At 39.3% G+C, this 19,771-nt stretch carries 20 protein-coding genes and 1 riboswitch; of the genes, 14 read left to right on the forward strand and 6 right to left on the reverse strand.

Annotated elements, in window-relative coordinates; genetic code table 11:
- Window positions 1-254 precede the first annotated feature (254 nt).
- From HP456_RS00580 to HP456_RS00590, 3 genes are all read left to right on the forward strand, one after another.
- Window positions 255-611 (forward strand): hypothetical protein, encoded by a 357-nt coding sequence (locus HP456_RS00580; protein WP_172248067.1) that lies wholly within the window; start codon window positions 255-257, stop codon window positions 609-611.
- Window positions 612-861: 250 nt separating this feature from the next.
- Window positions 862-2,022 (forward strand): stage II sporulation protein P, encoded by a 1,161-nt coding sequence (gene spoIIP, locus HP456_RS00585; RefSeq protein WP_172248068.1) that lies wholly within the window; start codon window positions 862-864, stop codon window positions 2,020-2,022.
- Between the two features lie 187 nt (window positions 2,023-2,209).
- Complete coding sequence (locus tag HP456_RS00590; RefSeq protein ID WP_172248069.1) at window positions 2,210-2,536, forward strand: four-helix bundle copper-binding protein; 327 nt, start codon at window positions 2,210-2,212, stop codon at window positions 2,534-2,536.
- A 43-nt stretch (window positions 2,537-2,579) separates the two neighbouring features.
- Here HP456_RS00590 and HP456_RS00595 read toward each other — a convergent pair whose 3' ends face one another.
- Window positions 2,580-2,801 (reverse strand): Fur-regulated basic protein FbpA, encoded by a 222-nt coding sequence (locus tag HP456_RS00595; RefSeq protein ID WP_312857715.1) that lies wholly within the window; start codon window positions 2,799-2,801, stop codon window positions 2,580-2,582.
- Window positions 2,802-2,912: 111 nt separating this feature from the next.
- Window positions 2,913-3,024, reverse strand: a riboswitch (SAM riboswitch).
- Window positions 3,025-3,246: 222 nt separating this feature from the next.
- On the opposite strand from HP456_RS00595, the gene HP456_RS00600 reads away from it, so the two are divergent.
- Together HP456_RS00600 and HP456_RS00605 are read left to right on the forward strand one after the other, a co-directional pair.
- Complete coding sequence (locus HP456_RS00600; RefSeq protein WP_172248117.1) at window positions 3,247-4,638, forward strand: protoporphyrinogen oxidase; 1,392 nt, start codon at window positions 3,247-3,249, stop codon at window positions 4,636-4,638.
- A 242-nt stretch (window positions 4,639-4,880) separates the two neighbouring features.
- Window positions 4,881-5,351 carry a YndM family protein gene (locus HP456_RS00605; protein WP_172248070.1) on the forward strand — a complete coding sequence of 157 codons (471 nt, stop codon included), beginning with the start codon at window positions 4,881-4,883 and terminating at the stop codon, window positions 5,349-5,351.
- A 148-nt stretch (window positions 5,352-5,499) separates the two neighbouring features.
- On the opposite strand, the gene HP456_RS00610 is transcribed toward HP456_RS00605, so the two are convergent.
- The 3 genes from HP456_RS00610 to HP456_RS00620 all read right to left on the reverse strand — a co-directional run bounded on the left by HP456_RS00610 (window position 5,500) and on the right by HP456_RS00620 (window position 9,212).
- Entirely contained in the window at window positions 5,500-6,345 is an 846-nt protein-coding gene (locus tag HP456_RS00610) for a dimethylarginine dimethylaminohydrolase family protein (protein WP_172248071.1), read from the reverse strand.
- A 236-nt stretch (window positions 6,346-6,581) separates the two neighbouring features.
- Complete coding sequence (locus tag HP456_RS00615; protein WP_172248072.1) at window positions 6,582-7,946, reverse strand: amino acid permease; 1,365 nt, start codon at window positions 7,944-7,946, stop codon at window positions 6,582-6,584.
- Window positions 7,947-7,967: 21 nt separating this feature from the next.
- The gene (locus HP456_RS00620; RefSeq protein WP_246288625.1) at window positions 7,968-9,212 is read right to left on the reverse strand and encodes an MFS transporter; all 1,245 of its coding nucleotides are present in this window, start codon (window positions 9,210-9,212) and stop codon (window positions 7,968-7,970) included.
- A gap of 163 nt (window positions 9,213-9,375) precedes the next feature.
- Here HP456_RS00620 and HP456_RS00625 point away from each other — a divergent pair, with 163 nt between their 5' ends.
- A complete protein-coding gene (locus HP456_RS00625) occupies window positions 9,376-9,783 on the forward strand; it encodes a hypothetical protein (protein WP_172248073.1) in 408 nt (135 codons plus the stop codon).
- A 47-nt stretch (window positions 9,784-9,830) separates the two neighbouring features.
- Here HP456_RS00625 and HP456_RS00630 read toward each other — a convergent pair whose 3' ends face one another.
- Window positions 9,831-11,495, reverse strand: a complete 1,665-nt coding sequence (locus HP456_RS00630; protein WP_172248074.1) for a ribonuclease J — start codon at window positions 11,493-11,495, stop codon at window positions 9,831-9,833.
- Window positions 11,496-11,628: 133 nt separating this feature from the next.
- Between HP456_RS00630 and HP456_RS00635 the strand changes: the two genes are divergently transcribed.
- The 8 genes from HP456_RS00635 to HP456_RS00665 all read left to right on the forward strand — a co-directional run bounded on the left by HP456_RS00635 (window position 11,629) and on the right by HP456_RS00665 (window position 19,113).
- Complete coding sequence (locus HP456_RS00635; protein WP_172248075.1) at window positions 11,629-11,874, forward strand: hypothetical protein; 246 nt, start codon at window positions 11,629-11,631, stop codon at window positions 11,872-11,874.
- A gap of 261 nt (window positions 11,875-12,135) precedes the next feature.
- Window positions 12,136-12,762, forward strand: coding sequence for a LysE family transporter (locus HP456_RS00640; protein ID WP_172248076.1), 627 nt, complete (start codon window positions 12,136-12,138; stop codon window positions 12,760-12,762).
- A gap of 175 nt (window positions 12,763-12,937) precedes the next feature.
- Window positions 12,938-14,230 carry a hemolysin family protein gene (locus HP456_RS00645; protein WP_172248077.1) on the forward strand — a complete coding sequence of 431 codons (1,293 nt, stop codon included), beginning with the start codon at window positions 12,938-12,940 and terminating at the stop codon, window positions 14,228-14,230.
- A gap of 725 nt (window positions 14,231-14,955) precedes the next feature.
- Window positions 14,956-15,495 carry a ribonuclease FAU-1 family protein gene (locus HP456_RS00650; protein WP_172248078.1) on the forward strand — a complete coding sequence of 180 codons (540 nt, stop codon included), beginning with the start codon at window positions 14,956-14,958 and terminating at the stop codon, window positions 15,493-15,495.
- 31 nt (window positions 15,496-15,526) lie between these two features.
- Window positions 15,527-15,655 (forward strand): hypothetical protein, encoded by a 129-nt coding sequence (locus HP456_RS25280; protein WP_281357929.1) that lies wholly within the window; start codon window positions 15,527-15,529, stop codon window positions 15,653-15,655.
- 48 nt (window positions 15,656-15,703) lie between these two features.
- The gene (locus tag HP456_RS00655) at window positions 15,704-16,723 is read left to right on the forward strand and encodes a serine hydrolase domain-containing protein (RefSeq protein WP_172248079.1); all 1,020 of its coding nucleotides are present in this window, start codon (window positions 15,704-15,706) and stop codon (window positions 16,721-16,723) included.
- Between the two features lie 23 nt (window positions 16,724-16,746).
- Complete coding sequence (locus HP456_RS00660; RefSeq protein WP_172248080.1) at window positions 16,747-17,319, forward strand: GNAT family N-acetyltransferase; 573 nt, start codon at window positions 16,747-16,749, stop codon at window positions 17,317-17,319.
- Between the two features lie 1,020 nt (window positions 17,320-18,339).
- A complete protein-coding gene (locus HP456_RS00665; protein ID WP_172248081.1) occupies window positions 18,340-19,113 on the forward strand; it encodes a DUF2268 domain-containing putative Zn-dependent protease in 774 nt (257 codons plus the stop codon).
- A 53-nt stretch (window positions 19,114-19,166) separates the two neighbouring features.
- On the opposite strand, the gene HP456_RS00670 is transcribed toward HP456_RS00665, so the two are convergent.
- Window positions 19,167-19,637: a DinB family protein gene (locus tag HP456_RS00670; RefSeq protein WP_172248082.1), complete on the reverse strand. Its 471-nt coding sequence runs from the start codon at window positions 19,635-19,637 to the stop codon at window positions 19,167-19,169.
- Between the last annotated feature and the right edge of the window lie 134 nt (window positions 19,638-19,771).

A 19,771-nucleotide genomic window follows, 5' to 3' on the forward strand; every position in this document is an offset into this window, starting at 1 on the left:
CTATTGTTTCGAGTGACATAATACGTCTCCCTTCTTGATTATAGAGGGGTTGACTAAATACAGTCTCGAAGACCCCAAATAATTCATTTGCTTAGTAATCTACTATATCATAGAATAGAATGTTTATATACATTTATAAGGATTGATTGGAAAACGGGTATATTATGTAAAACAAAATTAATACTTGAAAAGGAATTCGATAAATTGAATCTTTTCCCATTTTTCTTCGTAAAGTAGTGAGGGGGGATGCCGGAATGGGAATTCCTGAGATAAATGAAGGTGTTAAGACCAGCAGGCATTCGAGCGAACATTCATCAAAACAGCTGAAAAAAATGATGAATATTGTCGGGATGTTCTTGTTTACAGGTTTTGCATTATTGGGTATCACCGTTCCTCTTAATTGGAATGGTTCAGAAGTGATCGTCATTGAAAGCGTACAACTTCATGGAAAAGGTGAATTCTACTCATTTGTCTCTACAGTGATCATGACATCCATTCTATACTTTTCTCTTGTAGCTCTATATTTTTCCGAAAATGGTAAAAGGCCTTTCATGGGATCGATATCCGCATTGGCAGTTATAACGGTGATTCTATTTTTTATGGTTTTGTAGTAATTGAGGAATATGGAGGCAGCTAAGTCAAAACAGCATGAAATTCAACTGAAATATCACCTTGCAGAATGTGTTAACAAATAGACCAAAATGTGAACTTGAAGGGACCAGCCCAGTTTATAATGGGTTGTTTTTTTTTTAGGTGCAACATCTTTTCTGGTCAATAAGAATGATTCCACGGCTATTCATTCTATATTTTTCATTATGCGCATATAGTGAACTAGTAAATCTTTTGTATAGGAGTTCGTTCATGGCATATAAATCCAGAAAAGATAGCACCCTACCCCTTCTAGTATTCGTGACCGTGAAGTCTTTGGCGAGAATGATTGTCATCGGGATCATTCTTGTATACCTTTCTGTCTGGCTCATATCTGCCACGACAATTAAGTTGAAAGTGGACACGCTGTTTTATTCGACTATGTCGGATATGGTGCCGAAAGAAACCCTTTTGAAACTATTGTCTGAGGAGATCACCTACCTTCGTGTGATGAATGAGGAAGAGCTGCAGACTGATTTTGATTGGCTCGAAAGTGTGACGAATGTCTCGTTGTTCGATCCGCGCAGTTTATTTGGCAGGGAGATACCAGGGATCGAAAATTACCATACTCAGATTGCCGTTGCTGGAAAAGGGACAGATATTACGAACCTGCCCTTAGAGTCACCAGCCCCAACAGATGAACAACTGAAGAACCAGGAATTCGATCAAAATCAGATTGACCAGGCAAACGGCGACGACAGTGAAAATATTAAAGAAATCGATAAGAAATCGGTATTCATATATCATTCTCACAGTTGGGAAGCCTTCAGCCCTTTAATTAAGAACAATCAATCAGAAGATCCTGCAAGTACGAATGAAAAAGTCAATGTGATTGCAATCGGTTCGAAGCTTCAACAAGAACTTGCTGAAAGAGGGATTGGAGCTGCACAGGATAAGACGGATACGACGAAAGCGTTGAAAGAAAAGAATTGGACTTACAACGAATCATATAAATTATCAAGACTTCAGGTTCAAGAAGCACTTGCCGGTAATAATGACCTTCATTATCTGATTGATATCCATCGAGATTCCCAACCCCGGGAAATCACCACAAAGACAATCAACGGCAAGCAATATGCCCGCCTGTTCTTCATCGTAGGTAAAGAAAATAAGAACTTTGAAAAGAATCTCGCTATCGCGAAGGAGTTGAATGCAGAACTCGAGAAGAAATTTCCGGGAATCAGCCGAGGCGTATTTGTAAAAACAAAAGCAGAAGGAAACGGCGTGTATAATCAGGATTTGACAGAACGAGCGATGCTCCTGGAATTCGGCGGTGTGGAGAATAATCTCGTCGAGCTCTATAATTCGACGGAAGCCTTTGCGGAAATATTTGCAGATTATTATCATGCCGATGCTGTTGAGGTAAATGGATAGTATCGTCATGATTCACAGCCGCTTTTATCAGGCGGCTTTTTGTCATTCCCATTTTAACCTCAACATGTCGGAAAAAAAGGGAATAACGCTGTTCAGAATTCCTGTAAGAATTCAGACAATGAAGTTTAAGTACGAAATCAACCGGTTAAAAAAGAGTAATAGGACAAATAAAAGGAGGAACTATTTAATGTCACGCGAAAAGTATCAAACACTTGTAAAGGCTTTGCACCATTGTATGGAGGCATGTAACCATTGTTATGATTCATGCCTGGGTGAAGACGATTTAAAAATGATGGCGGGCTGCATCCGTTTGGACCGTGAATGTTCTGACATATGTGGATTTTTGGAACAGGCACTATTAAGGGGTACGCCGTTTGCATCCGAACTTGCTTCGGTATGCGCTGCCATCTGTGAAGCATGTGGGAATGAATGCAAAAAACACGATCACCACCACTGTCAAGTATGCGCGGATGCCTGCTTCGAATGTGCGGAAGAATGTAAGAAAATTGCATAAATCCATATTTAAATAAGTTATCAAGGCTTGGTTCTTTTGTGCTTTAATGTGCCGAGGAACCGGCCTTTACGTTTTTCCAGTGGATGGATGATGTGCTGCTGTGAGGGTGGCACTGGCATGTAACTTCCTTATATTCATCTTCAAGTTCCTGGAGGGTGAGTTCAAATAGTTGTTTGTCGTGTTTCTTGAAGATATTATAGGTGATCAACTTGTTAATCAGTTCCTCCCGCCTTTTCTCTAATGCATGACGAATGTTTTTCTCCACTTTATTTCACTCCTTAATTGAATTAATAAGCAGAAGTCACGGGCTCTATTCTTTCAAATACAAAAAAACTTCTCCTAAGATAAGAAGAAGGTTCTAACAATTCTATACTTCATCTTATCTTTCAAGCATGCGCGCTTGTTGGAATTAGCACAGTGTTCCACAATAAGTGAAATCTGTTGCTGAGGTGTCATAGGGCCATTCCCTCCGCCTCTCTTGATAAGCTATTATTTATTTGTTCATTATAAGCTTTACTTTAATACACAGTATTCATAGTTGTCAAGTAGGAATTGATGACCTTAGTGGTTTTCGATACAACCACCTTCGCCAATAGGGCTATGCACAGAAATCATTAATAAAAAGTCACAATAAATTCCCTATTTGTTTATGATTTCACAAAAAAAAATGATAGGCTATTGGTATAAACATACTAATGGAGTGAGACATGATGAAAAAGGTTGTTGTAGTTGGTGGAGGAATTACTGGACTAACCACGATGTACCAACTTGATAAATTAAAAAGGGAACTCGACCTTGATATAAAATTAACTCTGGTTGAACGCGATAATCAGCTCGGCGGCAAAATTAAAACAGTTAAACAACGGCCGTTTATCATGGAAACCGGTGCAGACTCAATTGTTGCACGAAATGAAGGGGTGCTGCCATTAATACAGGAATTGAAGATCGAGGATGAATTGGTCTATAACGAAACGGGAACATCTTTTATATATACAAATGGAAAGCTCCATAAAATTCCCGAAGACTCTGTTTTCGGCATACCGATGAGTGTGGATTCTTTAATGGAAAGCACACTCGTTTCAGAAGAAGGAAAAAGGAAAGCACTTATGGATTTTGAAATACCGAATACCTCATTTACAAAAGAGAGTTCAGTGGGTGAGTTCCTTGAAGCATACTTGGGCCGTGAACTTGTGGAGAATCAGATTGCTCCCGTGTTGTCAGGTGTGTACTCAGGGAAGCTCGAAGACTTGACGATGGCGACGACCCTTCCATACCTATTGGAATATAAGAATCGTTATGGAAGCATAATACAAGGTCTCGGAGCCAATAAAGAAAAATTCAAAAGTTCATCCAAAGGCAAATTCATCTCGTTCCGCAGCGGGTTGTCGACCCTGATTGACCGAATGGAAGCGATTATTTTGGATGCTGAACTTTTAAAGGGTGTTGAAATTGTCAGTCTGAAAAAAGGAGATGGAAAATACGATCTCACTTTGACAAACAGCAAAATGATTGAAGCTGATTATGTAGTGTTCGCAACGACGCATGACGTTACGCAGAAAATCTTTAATGATAGTCGATTGAATCCTGATTTTGACCGGCTGAAGAATTCTTCCCTCACTAGCATTTATGTCGGATTTGAACTGAAGGATGAGGTCCTTCCGGAAGATGGTACAGGTTTTATTACTTCTCATGGAAGCGATGTAGTCTGCGATGCATGTACGTGGACGAGCAGAAAATGGAAGCACACATCTGAACGGCACGAATTATTAGTAAGATTATTTTATAAGAGTTCCAACACTTTTTACGATGAGTTAAAGGAATTAAGTGAGGAAGAATTAATAAAGGTAGCACTGGATGATATTTTAAAGAGTCTTGGAGTTGCAGAACCACCGTCCTCTGTAAAAGTCACCAACTGGAATAAGTTGATGCCCAATTACCATTTAGAGCACGGCCAGGCTGTTGACTCCCTTCAGCAGAGTCTAAAAGACGACTATCCTAACGTGTTGCTGGCTGGGGCCTCTTATTTTGGAGTAGGCATCGGTGCGTGCATAAAGAATGGAAAAGATACAGCAGCCGCGATAGTAGAAAAGATAACAGGATAGAGGTGAAAATGTTGTTATTCTGATGTGTGATCGCGATTCTGAAATCATTAAGGTGATATCGTCAGATAATGAAGAAAACAAGAAAAAAATGCAAAAGGTAAAACCGCCGGGTATATTCGGCGGTTTTGTCGTATTTATGATTATAAATTTGTGATTTTCTACATAAGGATGCGTTTCCCTTTCATTTTGGAATAGTATAATTTCTTCTGATTTGAGAATTCTAAGAGCAGGAGGGATGATACATGAAACATGTAAAAGCATTTGCTATTAAGTTTGCCGCAACGTTTGTCATTTTATATTTGATTCTAGCGGGTATTGATGGTATTACATTTGGGGATGTATTCTTAATGTCCTTGGTATTGGGAGCGCTTGCGTATTCAGGGGACTTATTCCTGCTTCCAAGAACAACGAATACAATTGCTGCTATGGCTGATTTCGGTCTGGCATTCGTCGTGATATATTTTATGAGTGACGGCCTGTCAGATGGAGGCCCATACCTGACAAGAACAATTCTGGCGTCCCTTGGACTTATGGTTTTTGAGTTGTTTATCCACAGGTATCTTGCACGTAATGTGTTTCCTGATAATGGGGAAAAAGAAAGACAATCACCTGCCAGCCTGCAATATCAGACAGAATCCTCAGAGGAAATTCATCCAGAATTCCCTGAAAAGATGACGGATGAATTTCATTTACAAAACCGGGATAAGGAATAATATAAACGATTTTGTTAGAAACTTGTAAACGAGTAAAGCCTCACAGATGAACAGCGCAAACCCCTATACCCGCGGGTAGCGCTGTTTATTTTTAATTGGATTTAAAAGCAGTGAAGCCTTTTAAAAGGCTTCACTGCTTTACTTAGTATCATCCACGCTTCAAAGGGAGGGTACAGCATCTGAACGAACCTCCAGACTTTATGATTTCATCGAATTCAACTTCGATTACTTCATACCCGCGTTCTCGGAGCTTTGCATTTACGCCTTTGTTTATAGGCATGCTGATAATTTTTTTGTTTCCAATAGAAAGAACGTTTACTCCCAAAGTGAATTGTTCCTCGCGGCTGACGTCGATCAACTCAAATTCGGAAGCCAGACGGTTGACATCTTCCTTCAGTAGTCCTTCACGATGGATGAGTGCTTCATTTTCTGACACGATATTGAAGATACAATCAAGATGGAGGATGTCCTCACGTATAGGCATAGAAACGATAGTATAGTTTGGAAGGTATGCCTGAATCCTTTCAACGGCCCCTGCAGTCGTCCTGTCGCTTAAGCCGATGTAGACAGTATTTCCATGTACAAGCACGTCGCCGCCCTCGGTTTCATCTTCAACCAGATCTATGTATTCAAACCCTCTACCTTTCAGCCACAATTTCAATTCCCGTTCCTCACCCTGCCTGACTGGCATTTTCATATCTGAAATGAATAGTGTCTTTCCTATAGTAAATCCGATATCTCTTGTAAATACTTGTTCAGGAAACTCTTCTTTCGAGGGCAATACGTGAGTTTCTATGCCGAATTTTTTTAAGACTTTAAGAAAATTCGTGTGTTGGTTTAATGCTTTTTTTACATCGATGTTATCCTTATGGTAGCTTCTTTGAGTTTCGTTTATCACCTCGGTAATCTCCATATATTTCGGCGGGCACAAGATTATAGTGTGTAATGAGTCGTATTCATTATGGCAGCTTAGTTTTTTTTTTTTTTGTTTCATATATATCCTCCTTGACTGACTCATTTTTATATCGAAAGTGATTATTCAGTGCAGAAAACATTTCTTCCACATAAACATTCTTTTTTCAGCAGCTTCACGATACCAATCGTATGCACTCAGACATGTATCTGTTCATTTACAATGGCTTAAGAAGTGAATAATATCAAATCTGAGTCTTAAAATTGTACCTGCTTATAATAAGTATTGTATACTGTTGGTTTTACTATACGTCTCATTTAAGTTAGCTGCTCTTTCTTCCATTTTCTATTCATAATAAACGCAACGAGAGCAATCACAGCAACAAATAGTAAAGAGATATAGAAACCGAACCGGATGTTTTTCTCCACGATCGTTCCCGTTACCGCTGCAATAAGAAGAATCAACCCGAACACCCCCATTACCTTCCCCATTATTTTTTCTTTCAATACTTTAAAGGAAGACAAAATAATAAAGGCCCAGTTATAGAGAAGGAGTATGCCTGCAGCTGTTGTAATGTATTCATACACCTTGCCCGGTAAAAGAAGTGCTGTTACAACAGACGCAGCGAGCCCTGCAGTCGCGAGTCCTAATGAAGGCAGGGGAAGATTTTTATGTTTCTTCATTTTCTTTTGAAATAATTTCGGTGCATCCCCATCTTTTGACAGAGTGACCAATAGATTAGTTACACCAAAAAGTGCTGCCGTCAACGTTGAGAAGCCTGCAATAATAATTGCTCCATTGAAAACATGAGGAAAGAAAGGCAGGTTGTGTTTACTTAGAGCAGTGACAAAAGGGCTTTCCTTGTGACTGAAAGCATCCAAAGAGATAAGCATGACCGCCAGTGCCAATGAGGCAACATAGATGACCATCAATGTAAGAAGCATCACCTTGCCTGCTTTCGGAGCGTCCTTTTTATTTTTTAGTTCCATGGACATCAATCCAATGACTTCAATACCTCCATAGGCATAAAACGCATAGATCAATGAAGACCAAAAACCTTTGAATCCTTTTGGGAGGAGAGTATCCATGTTTAATTCCATTCCTGGAATCTCACCTTTGCCGTCGATTACTCCCAACATGGCAAGGACCGCTATCGCAATAAACATAATAATGGCAGCAGTCTTAATAATGGCGAAAATATCTTCTGCTTTATCAAAACCTTTCGTTCCAAGGAGAACAATCAAGATGGATAAGACGGCGTACCCGCTGGCAAACACCCAAAGCGGGAAATGGGGAAACCAGAATTGAGACAGTATCGCCAGGGCAGTCAGTTGACTTCCCATTATCAATATATTGGAACACCAATAATTCCATCCGCAGCTGAAACCTGCCCATTTCCCGAATGCTTTCGTTGCGTAATAACAGAAGGATCCTTCCTGTGGGTCTTCAGCTGTCATTTTCGCAAGCAGATTATAGACAATGTAAGTTCCGATCGCTGCAAGTATGAATGAGAATACAATGGATGAACCGGTCTGTTTAATTCCGATGGCAGAACCAAGAAAATAGCCAGTGCCAATCGTACAGCCCACTCCGATCAGTGAGAGATGCCACCAGCTCATGCTTCCTTTGCTCTCAGAACCTGAGCCATTTGTACTCTTACAGCCAGAATTTTGATTAGCCATGTCATCCATCCTTTCTGAAGACTATACTGTCGCTTCCTCTATTTGAGGTTTTTCTTCTGCCTTGATAAAGAAAACTACCATGCCCAAAACGATCAGAGCGATTATTCCGGCAGCTATAAAACTGCCGTTAAGAAAATCTTTCATGAAAATAGACATCAATGGGGGACCTGCCGCTACACCGATAAAACGGGAGGAACTATAAAATGAAGATATCGTCCCTCGTTCCTCTTTTTCTATATTCTCAGTGATAATCGCATCCAAAGTAGGCAGCAGTGCCCCGATTGAAAGTCCAAGAAAGCTAGTTACTGCCAGAAGTATGATCAAGCGATCACTGGCAAACCCGACAAAGGATACACTGGCAGCAATGGCTAACAGACTGGCCATTATAATTTTTTTCATTAATTTCAAATCCCCTTTTATCTTTCTGCCGGTGATGAAAGAAGAAATACAAAGGGCGAGGAGCGGAATCGCTAATACAAACCCTTTCTTTACACCGTACAGGCTATGTGTCTTCTCAAGGATGTCAGACAAGAAAAAAAGGACGGCAAAAAGTACATACATGACAAAAATGCCAATAGTAAATACAGTGAAAATCCACTTACCTTCATTTGTGAAAATTTTCTTTGTCTTTTTAAGGAAAATGGTTAGTTCCACAGGTTCTTCTTTTTTCTTCGGTGTCTTTATAAAGAAAATGACTAATAAAATTGAAATCATGCTGAAGAAGGAAATTGAAAAGAAAGGCAGATACCATAAAAACGCGGCAAATAGTGCACCAAGAATAGGACTCAGTACTTTTCCGAACGTATTGGACGTTTCGATGATTCCAAGACAGGAACTTGTTTTCTCGTCGTCATCCTTGTAAAGGTCCCCTACAAGTGGAAGTATGATCGGAGCTGCACCAGCTGCCCCGATTCCTTGCAGAACCCGTCCTATAATGATCCAAGTAAACGGCTCATTGATTTTCCAAGAGGCATATCCTGCTACCAGTCCTCCGATCAGTGCAAGAATCAAACTGGGGATGATGACAATCTTTCTCCCGTATCGGTCAGATAAATAGCCTGCAACTGGTATAAGGAAAATGGAAGCGATCGAGTATGAAGTAATGATCATACTTGTTTGGAAAGAAGAAATGCCAACCTTACTTTCAAATATAGGCAGGACTGGTATCAGCATTGAATTTCCCAATGTCATTACCAATGGGATGGAAGCCATGCTGACAACACACCAATTACTGACTTTATTATCATTTTTGTATTGTTCGTTCATGTCGACACCTCATAATCGATTCTATAGATTTCTATTAAAGTATTTGGAAATAGATCGATATTCATGCACTGCGGGATTGACTAATAAATTCCATTCATGCTGTATCAGAATATTTATTCCTTGCCTGAAGAAGGATAGGTATAAAAAATTCTGGAGGAATAAAATGAGAAAAATTTTATTATTATTTACAGTATTAACCTGTATGTTTACAAGTCAGTATAAAGCCTATGCGAACGAAACATTCAGATGGGTTGTGGATTTCAAGAATGTATCAGATGAAAGTCAGACTATCATGATAAAAAATACAGGCTCAAAGGTTCATGCAGTGAAGGCAGAAGTAAAGGAGATTGAATCGAATGGGACTGAAACTCCGTTAGTGCCCTATATAACAAAAAAGAACGTTAAAGGTAATGAAACGTTATCAGTTGAAAATGTGAAAAAGTCACCGGCATTGATTGTGAAAATCACCTGGAGGGACAAATTAATGAAGATGAAATCCAGTCGTTTAGCATCTGGTGAAAAGAAAACATTCATACTGGAGAAAAGAGGAAATGAAATAATAATAAAATAAAAAAAGCAGCTTTCCTTAGTAAAATTAAGGTGAGCTGCTTTTTTCATTCATATTTCAATTATTACAGGAAGGATCATTGGTTTTCTCTTTGTGTGCTTAAAGAGATATTGACCCACTGCCTTTTTAATACTCTGCTTGATAATGCTCCATTGCCGGCGCTCTTCTTGCGGCAGTTCGCTGAAGACTTTCTCGGCCAGTGAGTTCAGGTCATGAATGAGTCTATCAGAGTTTTTGACAAATACAAATCCACGGGTAATTGTGTCAGGGCCGGAAAGAATACTGTGATCTGACTTGTTAAGGGTTAGGATAATCACAACCATTCCATCTTCTGATAGCTGTTTCCGGTCTCTCAATACGATTGTACCCACGTCACCAACACTTACTCCGTCAACATATGTATCGCCTGAAGGGACGAAACGTGTCTGTCTGGCGAGCCCATTTTCGATATCAACGACTTCACCGTTTTTGATTATAAATGTATTTCCTTCTTCAACACCAACGCTTTCGGCAAGCATACGATGGTGGTGGAGCATCCTGTTTTCACCGTGAATAGGGATGAAATAAGCAGGTTTGATTAAAGTGAGCATTAATTTTAAGTCCTCTTGATAGCCATGACCTGATACATGCATGCCGGTGGTGCTGCCAGAACCGTAAATAACATAGGCACCCAAATGAAAGAGATTATCGATGATCTTAGACACTGCCTTTTCATTGCCGGGTATTGGAGAAGCAGCAAGTATGACGGTATCACCTGGATAGATCGACACATCGCGGTATTGACCGCTTGAAAGCCTTCCGAGTGCAGCCATCTGTTCCCCTTGACTTCCAGTACAAAGAATCGCAACCTTGCCTGGATCTAAGGTGTCAATTTCCCGAGGCTCTATCAGCATACCTTCAGGAATTTCCAAATAACCGCGCTCCATGGCAATCCCAACGACATTCACCATGCTCCGTCCTAAAAGTGCCAGCTTTCTATTTGTCAGTATGGCTGCGTCCACTACCTGTTGAACACGATTAACATTGGAGGCAAAGGTAGAAACGAAAATTTTCCCTTCAGATTTCATGAATGCTTCATTCATATGATTCCCGACCATTTGCTCGGAAGGAGTCAGTCCTGGTCGTTCAGCATTCGTACTTTCAGATAACAAGGCAAGAACCCCATTACGGCCGATATCTGCGATTTTGTGCAAGTCAGACCGCTGATGATTCATTGGCGTTAAATCAAATTTAAAGTCGCCAGTGTGGACTACATTTCCTTGCGGGGTATGAAAAACGATTCCTAGACAATCTGGAATACTATGACTGACACTAAAAAAAGATATACCTATCGAACCCAGCTGCAGATTAGAGTTCTCATCAATCGTTATTAATGTAGTATCCCTCGTCAGCCGGTGTTCCTCTAATTTCAATTCAATCAAGCCCAGAGTAAACTTTGTAGCATAAATTGGAATGTTAAGTTTCTTCAGCAAATAGGGGATGCCGCCGATATGATCTTCATGACCATGTGTAACAATGAGACCCCTGATGCTGTTTCTGTTTTCCTCCAGATACGAAATATCAGGAATAATAAGATCGATTCCGAGCAAGTTCTCATCAGGGAACTTCCCTCCGCAATCCACTATCACTATATCCTCATCGCTCTGTATAACATACATATTTTTACCGATTTCATTTATGCCGCCCAGGGCAAAAATAGAAAGTAAGTTGTTCATCAATGTTCCTCCTATTGATAGGCTGCGTATATTATTCCCTATTGCAGTAGATTAATGAGTTTTGGCAAGAACTATTTAAATGAATAATCGAAGCTGAATGCTGCATCCTAAGATTAAAAATGGAGGGACGAAAATGGATTTTGACACACAGGTACAAGAACTTTGTAAAGCTGTTGAGCATGCACAAGCGGCCGTATATCATTCACAGGAATTGAACGATACAGGACAATATCAACATGCACAACAGTTGATTGCTAATGTGAATCAATTACTGCATGAATTAAAGGATGCACATGTTAGTGAAACGGACTCCCTTAAATTGAAGCATGCCAGGGAAATGATTAGACATCTGCAGGAAACACAGGCTTCATTGCAATAAGAAAGGATTGATTTTACAATTGAAAAGAATTGAAAAACAGCAATATTGTAAGAATTGCAAGCAGGAAACTATTCAAAAATTAGCTGAAGATGCTTTGGAAATAGAAGCAACCTGTACAAGATGCCAACAGACCCGGCATATAGTCAAAACTTTTTTCTAACTCAAGGATTCGTTTCTTTGAGTTTGTTTTTTTGAAAATAAGTAGTACAAGCACATTGTTCCGAATAAGGATGGAGTAAGAGCTTATTCGGGAGGGAAAACATGAATTCACTGATTACCTATTTTTTGTTAGGCATTTCATTAGCTGCCCCAATAGGACCGGTCAATGCAGCTCAACTGGATAACGGGATCAAACATGGTTTTTTTTCTGCCTGGGTGTTTGGTATAGGAGCGCTTTTGGCTGATGTTTTATATATGCTTTTTGTGTATCTCGGAGTCATCAAATTTATTGACATGGAATCCATGAAGACATTTCTATGGTTTTTTGGATGTTTTGTTCTTACATATACAGGAATTGAAAGTCTAATAAAAAAAGAAGAGTTCAACCTGAAAAGTGAACAAAGAGGAAGGCAGTTACTTTCGAAGTCATTGTTTTCAGGATTTCTTATTTCTATTTCCAATCCATTAACCATCCTCTTTTGGCTCGGAATTTATGGTAGCGTACTTGCTCAGACTGCCAGCAAATTTACCCATGATCAATTGCTTGTTTATAGTAGTGCAATGATCGCTGGAATTCTTTTATGGGATTTTACCATGGCAAGCTTGTCAAGCCTTGCCAAAAACATATTTCATAAGGGTTTTTTAAGGGTGATTTCTGCAGCATCTTCCTTATCAATGATCGGATTTGGAATTTATTTTGGCATACAGGCAGTCAAAGCGCTGATATAAACGAAGAAAAACGCTTAGAAAACAGATTTAGTTTATAAGCGTTTTTCTCTTATCGGAGAGGGTAAGGTATTAAAGCGATCCTTTCGTGGAATGAATAAGGTTTAATGGACTGCTATTTTACTTATACATAAGGGTAACCAGGAGGTGAACGTCTTACTGTGTAGGACGAGAAGTAATGGTTCTTAATCTCTTTCTCCTTGTATTATTAATTGGTTTGACTGCGTTTTTTGTAGCAACCGAATTTGCTATTGTAAAGGTTAGGACGTCGAAAATCGATCAGCTCATCACAGAAGGCAAAAAAGGGGGGCTTGCCGCTAAAAAGGTGGTCACTCATCTAGATGAATACTTGTCTGCGTGTCAATTGGGGATAACCGTCACGGCTCTGGGTCTCGGGTGGCTGGGAGAACCGACGGTTGAAAAGTTCCTCCACCCCGTGTTTGAATATTTTCATTTAAGCGAGTCGTTAACTGAAGTTCTGTCTTTTGGAATTGCTTTTGCTTTAGTTACCTTTCTTCATGTTGTAGTAGGAGAACTTGCACCAAAAACGGTGGCTATTCAAAAGGCAGAAACAATTACGCTGCTATTTTCGGGACCGATCATTCTCTTTTACAAAGTCATGTTTCCATTTATTTGGATGTTGAATGGTTCAGCCAGGATATTTGTGGGGTTATTCGGAATCAAGCAGGCATCTGAACGTGAACTTGCCCATTCGGAAGAAGAAATCAGAATTTTGTTATCAGAGAGCTATGAGAGCGGTGAAATCAATAAATCTGAGTTGAAATATGTGAATAATATTTTTGAATTCGATGAAAGAATCGCAAGAGAGATCATGGTTCCCAGGACAGAAATGGCTACCATTTCAAAGGATGCAACATTTGAAGAGATTAAATTGATTATATCATCCGAGCATTACACTCGTTATCCCGTCGTTGAAGATGGAGACAAAGACAATGTTCACGGATTTATCAATGTGAAAGAATTTTTGACGGCAAAAATGGTAAGGGAAGAAGAGGGTGACAGTCTGGAACCCTTCATTATTCCTATCATACGGGTGATCGAAACAATTCCCATTCATGACCTGCTTGTGAAAATGCAGAAAGAACGCGTCCATATAGCGCTGCTTCTTGATGAATATGGAGGGACATCGGGTTTGGTGACAGTTGAGGATATCATCGAAGAAATCGTAGGTGAAATAAGGGATGAATTTGATGAAGATGAGAGGCCAGAGGTGCAGAGAATAGGTGATAACCACTATGTAATCGATGCAAAACTGCTGCTCCATGAAGTGAACGAGCTCCTTGATACTGATTTCGTTCACGATAGCATCGACACCATTGGAGGCTGGTATCTGGAAGAATGTATGAATCAGCATAACCCGGAAATCAAAACAGAAAACGGTTTTATCTTCACCATCCATGAGGGAGACGGGCACCATATTCAGTACCTGGAAGTAAAGAAAGCAGAATAGATGAATAAGAAGAAGGCATGCTAGTCAGCATGCCTTTTTCTGTTGCTTTTACAGGTTCAGTTATCTTTTCAAATTGACTTATCTATGAGCATTTCATAATGGGGTGAATTCATATCTTTCATAAACGTATGCAATTCCTTTTTCGTCTTTTCATCGAGCCCCTTGTAAATCAGGAAGGCCTTCGTCTTTTCAGAAGTAATCATCTTTCTGTATAATTTAGAAATTTTTTTACTCCTGTGGGTGTCCATTCAATCCATCCACTCCTTGATAATTGATTAAGATTATTATAATCATTATAAGCTTGTTTTTTCAAGATATTACACTTAGTTTCCGTAAAATTTTTATAATTTTTAGAAAACATTACCGCTGTTCAACTGTTTGTATTGTATAGAAGGGGGAGTAAAAAAGTCTAAGTTGGTTTCAGGTGAAGATTATGCTCAACCTTAACGGCGTTATATTCTTACCCTTTATTGAATTTATATTTTTTTACTTACAATAGTTCATCATTTCAGCATGCTTAGACATTTAAGAGGAGAACTAAGATTCGTTTTTCAAACCAACTAGTTACTTTCTTTCCCATGATCATAGATTATATCAGTATTATTATTACCCGTAATCTTAAAATTTTCGTAAACTCCCAATTCTTTCAAGGAATCAAAAGGAAAATTATGCTAAAGTGGATAGAGGTGTAAACATACCACACTTCAAAAAGAGCGAGGAAAAAGATGAAAAGAAAATTTGGGAACTACCCTGGATGGGAAAGAGTCATCGAACGGGAGTATGCCAAGACCTATTTAGAGACAACCGATTTTAGAGGATACGTCACTTTACTGCATACAATCAAGGTTGCCGCTCCATTGAACGTCTGTTACTTAGACAGCAAGTGTCCCATTTTGGATGACGGTTATATGTGGCTGCAGCATTTTCCCGCGGGGCAACACTTCGGTATGATCACGGTATTCGATCAAGATGAAAACATCGTACAGTGGTATATCGATATCTGTCAAGAAATTGGAACAGAAAACGGCATTCCATGGCTCGATGACTTGTATCTTGATATCGTTGTTTTGCCAACGGGAGAATTGATAACCCTGGATGAAGTTGAACTCCAAGAAGCATTGGATGACCAGATCATCACAAAAGACCAGTATGATTCGGCATGGTGTGAATATACGAGACTTAAAAGGTTAATAGAACAAAATAAGTTTGTATTATTTGATTTGAGCAAGGAACATAAAGAACTTTTGAAGACAATACTAGAATGATTGATTCATTGTAAAAATCGGAGGGAATAGGATGAGCTTTTGGACTTGGATCATCGTCTGCATTCCATTGGCTGCAGGAATTATTGCAGCCAATTCAGGTAAAAAGAAAAAAGACCGTTCTAAATGGACTGAAGTGGGTAAGCGGCGTTTATTCATCTAATTTAGCGGTGTCGATAAAACCTTTGAGTGATTGGAAGTGAACGGAAACATGAACAAAATTCAACAACTGCTGACAAAAAGAGAGTCAGAAAAGTTTAATCAGTTATACCATTACGTTAACAGAGTTAAAAATCAAATTTCAGCATCTGCCAGCTCGATCTGCATCATTCATAAAAGTGAAATAATTGCGGAATGGTATGAAGGAATTAACCCGTTATCACTTAGGAAAGTCAATGAAAAGACGCGTTACAATGTTTTTTCTGTTCGTAAAAGTTACATAGGACTTGCTGTGGCATTATTAATATATGAAGGGAAAATAAGCAGTCTGGATGAAGCCGTTTCAACCTATCTCGGCAAGAATGAACGATACAATGGAATGACGATCCGTCACCTCGTCACACATACACATGGTCTGGATGATAATCAGCAGAGAAACACGAAATTATTTCCTGCAGGAACGGTCTGGAAATACAACAATGCCGGGCTTTCATTGCTGTATTCAATCATCTTGAAAGTATCTGGTTCAACGGTGAATGAGATTCTTACTGAACATGTATTCAATCCACTTCATTTGAATGAAACCGGATGGGAATCAGAGCATGGCCCAGATCTTCTGGCAGATGTAAATGAAAGAAATGAACCGAATATAAGGCTTGAAGATGACACAGGTTTTGAAAGAAATTTGTTTGTCAGTGCAAGGGATCTTGCTTATTGGGGATATTTACATTTGAAAAGAGGGCGTATCAGAGAAGAACAAATTATACCGGAAGCCATAGTTGATATGACCACTGCGGTCCAGACACCTGAAACGCTTAAGCATGGCCCGCAGAACGGCTTCTTCTGGTTCCGGAATGAGAACAATTTTGAGTTGAGCGAAATGGGGGAAGAATTGCCTGCAGGGTCGTTTCAAATCCTCGGTGCTTCAGGCTGTGCCTGCCTCGTCATACCTGAATATGATACCGTTGCTGTCCGTATGTACAACAAGATAGGAAATCCTTCAGGTTATGATTATTTAAGGGAGATTAATAATTTCGGAAATGAAGTGTGTACTGTTATAGCAAAGAAATGAGAAGATAGCTGGGGGGATAAAACATGGTAATTCCAGAACACTTACTTTCAACAGAGCGGTTGAGATTACGAGAAATGGCGGGAAGCGACTGGAAAGAAGTTCATGCCTATGCATCACAGGATATTGTCTGTCAGTATCAGCCTTGGGGACCGAACACAGTGGAAGATACGAAGATGTTCGTAAGAGATGTTATAGCTGATACGATGAAGGAACCCAGAACCCGTTTCATGTTTGCAATCTTAATGATAGGAGATAACCGATTGATCGGGGCAATTGAATTGAATATACATGATGTTCACCATAAAAATGGGGAACTTGGATATATCGTGCATCCGGAATATTGGGGAAAGGGTGTGGCCTCAGAAGCTGCTCAGAAAGTGATTGAATTAGGATTCAAACACTTTCAGCTGCACCGTATTCAAGCTACTTGTGATCCAAATAATATCGCTTCTTCAAGGGTATTGGAAAAAATCGGCATGACCAAAGAAGGAGTCATGCGAGAAAACCTATTGTTAAAAAGCGGCTGGCGGGATTCAGCCATATATAGTGTACTGGAGAATGAGTTTAAAGGACTATATTCAATGTATAAGAGTTAGACAGCTGCTCACACACCTTTAATGAACCACATAAGAATACATATATTATGTTTCCAAAAAGGGGACCAGCGATAGCGATATCCAAAAGGATTAAGAAAATCATTAATATCCCTTACATCACTTTCCCCACTCAGCTGTTACACCATCCAGTAGAGTACGATTTTCATCTGATATGTCTCCTTGCTAATAGGTGCCAGCATTTTTTCCGCATTCCATCCATTCTAAAGTCGAATGAATGGTTTGTGGGATTTTTTGTTAATTAGCAGGAATAATGGTGATGTTGGCAGGATTCATCCAATTTTCGGCAACTCACAATTCGGCAGTAATAATGTGATTTTGGCAGGATTATTGTCCGTCTTTACAGGATTAATTCACCAAGGGAGGTCTAATCGGTTCTTGGCGGCCGCTTTCTCATGAATAAAAGGCTGTTATCGCTGATCTTGTCGATTTAAGCGATAATTTTGCGGGTTTGACGACTATTCTTGCCGTAATGAAGATTAATCTTAATCTTGCCTGTCTGGCCAATAATCTAGCCGAAATGCCGAATAATTCAGCTTTATCATTCGGCATAATTACAGTCAGAAACTAGGAAAAAAGAGAAGAAACAAGTCGTCCTTGGTTGGATATCCTCATTATGTTGATTATCTAATTTGAGTTTTTTTACCTTGCCAATTGGATGTTTTCATTAGCCATAATCAGTTCAACTACGGAAACCCAGGTTGGACTTTTTTACAAAATAACCTATAAATGAAACTTTATGGAAATCATTTCGTAAGTAATGGTGTAATAGAATTTAGAAAGGGGATGTGCACCATTAAGAAATTATGTCTCATACATCTGATCCTGCCTTTATTCTTATTGATCAGTTGTTCAGAAACCACTATTAAGGAACAAATTAAAGAGGGGAAAATTCCTTCACAGATTTCCTCGGAATTTACCCACAAAGGACAAACCTTTCATATAATTCCTCTATATGAAGAAGTTCTTGCATACACTGCCAAGGCAATAGATAACCCTCCTGTGAACACAAAAAACCTTTACTTTGAAGAGGTACTTGAACCTTTTCAAAATAAATTAGATGAAAATAATGCAGATGCAGGCTCCTATTACTTTGATTATTTTTTCCCAACGAAAGATGTGAAGAAACTTGAAGAAAATACTGCAAACCTTTTGAGAAAGCAGCAAAAGATCAATGAAACGGTCAAAGCTTCATTGATTAAATCCTCTGACCAAATTGCAGGTGGTGATACGATTATCTTTTTGCTTCCCGGCAACCCTGAGATGACCGTTATACCAGATGATATGGAAGGTGTCTCAGGGGTCACATTTAGTGATGAAGTCATTCTGCTTCAGATTGATCCCTCCTTTACTGAAAAAGCCCTTAAGTATACAACAGCTCATGAATATCATCACACAATAAACATGGGACTTAATGGGATGAAGACGGAGCCATTAGCAGGATTGTCCCTCAATGAAGGAAAGGCGGATTCATTCGCAAAGATTGTCTATCCGGACTATAAGGCAGAATGGACTGAGCCGTTACTTGAGGATTCAGAGAAAGCTGTATTGGCAGAGTTTAAGAAGAATCTGGACTCATATGATTTATCGGTTTATTATGAGTTTTTTGGAGGCAATCCGTCAAAAGGGCTGCCACATTGGTCGAATTACAAGATTGGATTCAGTATATTGCAAGATTACCTGGGGTCACATCCGGAAGATTCGATCGAAGTATGGACTAAGCTTGGATGGAAAGACATTCTCCAAGGAAGTGAGTTTAAACACTTATTGAACTGAATAAATAAACCTAAGAGCATTGGATGCACCAGTCATCCATGCTCTTTTATCATCTACTGCCAATCCCGGAAGATCAAATCGGATGGAACCGGCTTCTTGTCTATCTCCCTGGACCATACGGATAGTTGTCCCAAGTGATGTACTTCATGTGTGATGATATGAAAGAGGACCTTTTGAAAGGGGAGGCTGTAGGTGGTGCCATTCCTCGAAGTAATTGATAATCGTTCATCCTCCAGTTCAGACTCAACTCCCATAAAGAAGTGCTGAGTCATTTCTTTTGTTTCGTTTGAAAAAAAAATGACCTCATCAAGGCTAGTAGAATGATTAAATTCCATTTTAGAAGCAGGTTTCCCTGCCATCCGACTGATCCAGATACGTTCACAATTAATGACATGGAGCAAGTTGTGCAAAATACTATTCATGCCTCCCTTACGTTCTTTTGTTAATTCTTCATTCGGAACGGTCCTGCACCATTCGAACCATTCCTCCCTCACTTGCCAATTGTATGAAAATAGTTTGATCATTGAATTGTTTCTCCATTTCTATTATTAGAATGTAAATTGCAAGATTAATCCTTTATTTTCCATATGATATATACTATACTAATCTTGCAATAAATCAATACCTCATTAATTTTAAATTAAATACGAGAGAGGGC

Source organism: Bacillus haikouensis (assembly GCF_013179555.1).
GTDB classification, from domain to species: Bacteria; Bacillota; Bacilli; order Bacillales; family Bacillaceae_B; genus Rossellomorea; species Rossellomorea haikouensis_A.

What these genes read in the sequence shown, in the direction of transcription:
- HP456_RS00580 (WP_172248067.1), top strand. Translation starts at nt 255, where the DNA reads ATGGGAATTCCTGAGATAAATGAAGGTGTTAAGACCAGCAGGCATTCG.
- spoIIP (WP_172248068.1), top strand. Translation starts at nt 862, where the DNA reads ATGGCATATAAATCCAGAAAAGATAGCACCCTACCCCTTCTAGTATTC.
- HP456_RS00590 (WP_172248069.1), top strand. Translation starts at nt 2,210, where the DNA reads ATGTCACGCGAAAAGTATCAAACACTTGTAAAGGCTTTGCACCATTGT.
- HP456_RS00600 (WP_172248117.1), top strand. Translation starts at nt 3,247, where the DNA reads ATGAAAAAGGTTGTTGTAGTTGGTGGAGGAATTACTGGACTAACCACG.
- HP456_RS00605 (WP_172248070.1), top strand. Translation starts at nt 4,881, where the DNA reads ATGAAACATGTAAAAGCATTTGCTATTAAGTTTGCCGCAACGTTTGTC.
- HP456_RS00610 (WP_172248071.1), bottom strand. Translation starts at nt 6,345, where the DNA reads ATGAAACAAAAAAAAAAAAAACTAAGCTGCCATAATGAATACGACTCA.
- HP456_RS00615 (WP_172248072.1), bottom strand. Translation starts at nt 7,946, where the DNA reads ATGGCTAATCAAAATTCTGGCTGTAAGAGTACAAATGGCTCAGGTTCT.
- HP456_RS00620 (WP_246288625.1), bottom strand. Translation starts at nt 9,212, where the DNA reads ATGAACGAACAATACAAAAATGATAATAAAGTCAGTAATTGGTGTGTT.
- HP456_RS00625 (WP_172248073.1), top strand. Translation starts at nt 9,376, where the DNA reads ATGAGAAAAATTTTATTATTATTTACAGTATTAACCTGTATGTTTACA.
- HP456_RS00630 (WP_172248074.1), bottom strand. Translation starts at nt 11,495, where the DNA reads ATGAACAACTTACTTTCTATTTTTGCCCTGGGCGGCATAAATGAAATC.
- HP456_RS00635 (WP_172248075.1), top strand. Translation starts at nt 11,629, where the DNA reads ATGGATTTTGACACACAGGTACAAGAACTTTGTAAAGCTGTTGAGCAT.
- HP456_RS00640 (WP_172248076.1), top strand. Translation starts at nt 12,136, where the DNA reads ATGAATTCACTGATTACCTATTTTTTGTTAGGCATTTCATTAGCTGCC.
- HP456_RS00645 (WP_172248077.1), top strand. Translation starts at nt 12,938, where the DNA reads ATGGTTCTTAATCTCTTTCTCCTTGTATTATTAATTGGTTTGACTGCG.
- HP456_RS00650 (WP_172248078.1), top strand. Translation starts at nt 14,956, where the DNA reads ATGAAAAGAAAATTTGGGAACTACCCTGGATGGGAAAGAGTCATCGAA.
- HP456_RS25280 (WP_281357929.1), top strand. Translation starts at nt 15,527, where the DNA reads ATGAGCTTTTGGACTTGGATCATCGTCTGCATTCCATTGGCTGCAGGA.
- HP456_RS00655 (WP_172248079.1), top strand. Translation starts at nt 15,704, where the DNA reads ATGAACAAAATTCAACAACTGCTGACAAAAAGAGAGTCAGAAAAGTTT.
- HP456_RS00660 (WP_172248080.1), top strand. Translation starts at nt 16,747, where the DNA reads ATGGTAATTCCAGAACACTTACTTTCAACAGAGCGGTTGAGATTACGA.
- HP456_RS00670 (WP_172248082.1), bottom strand. Translation starts at nt 19,637, where the DNA reads ATGATCAAACTATTTTCATACAATTGGCAAGTGAGGGAGGAATGGTTC.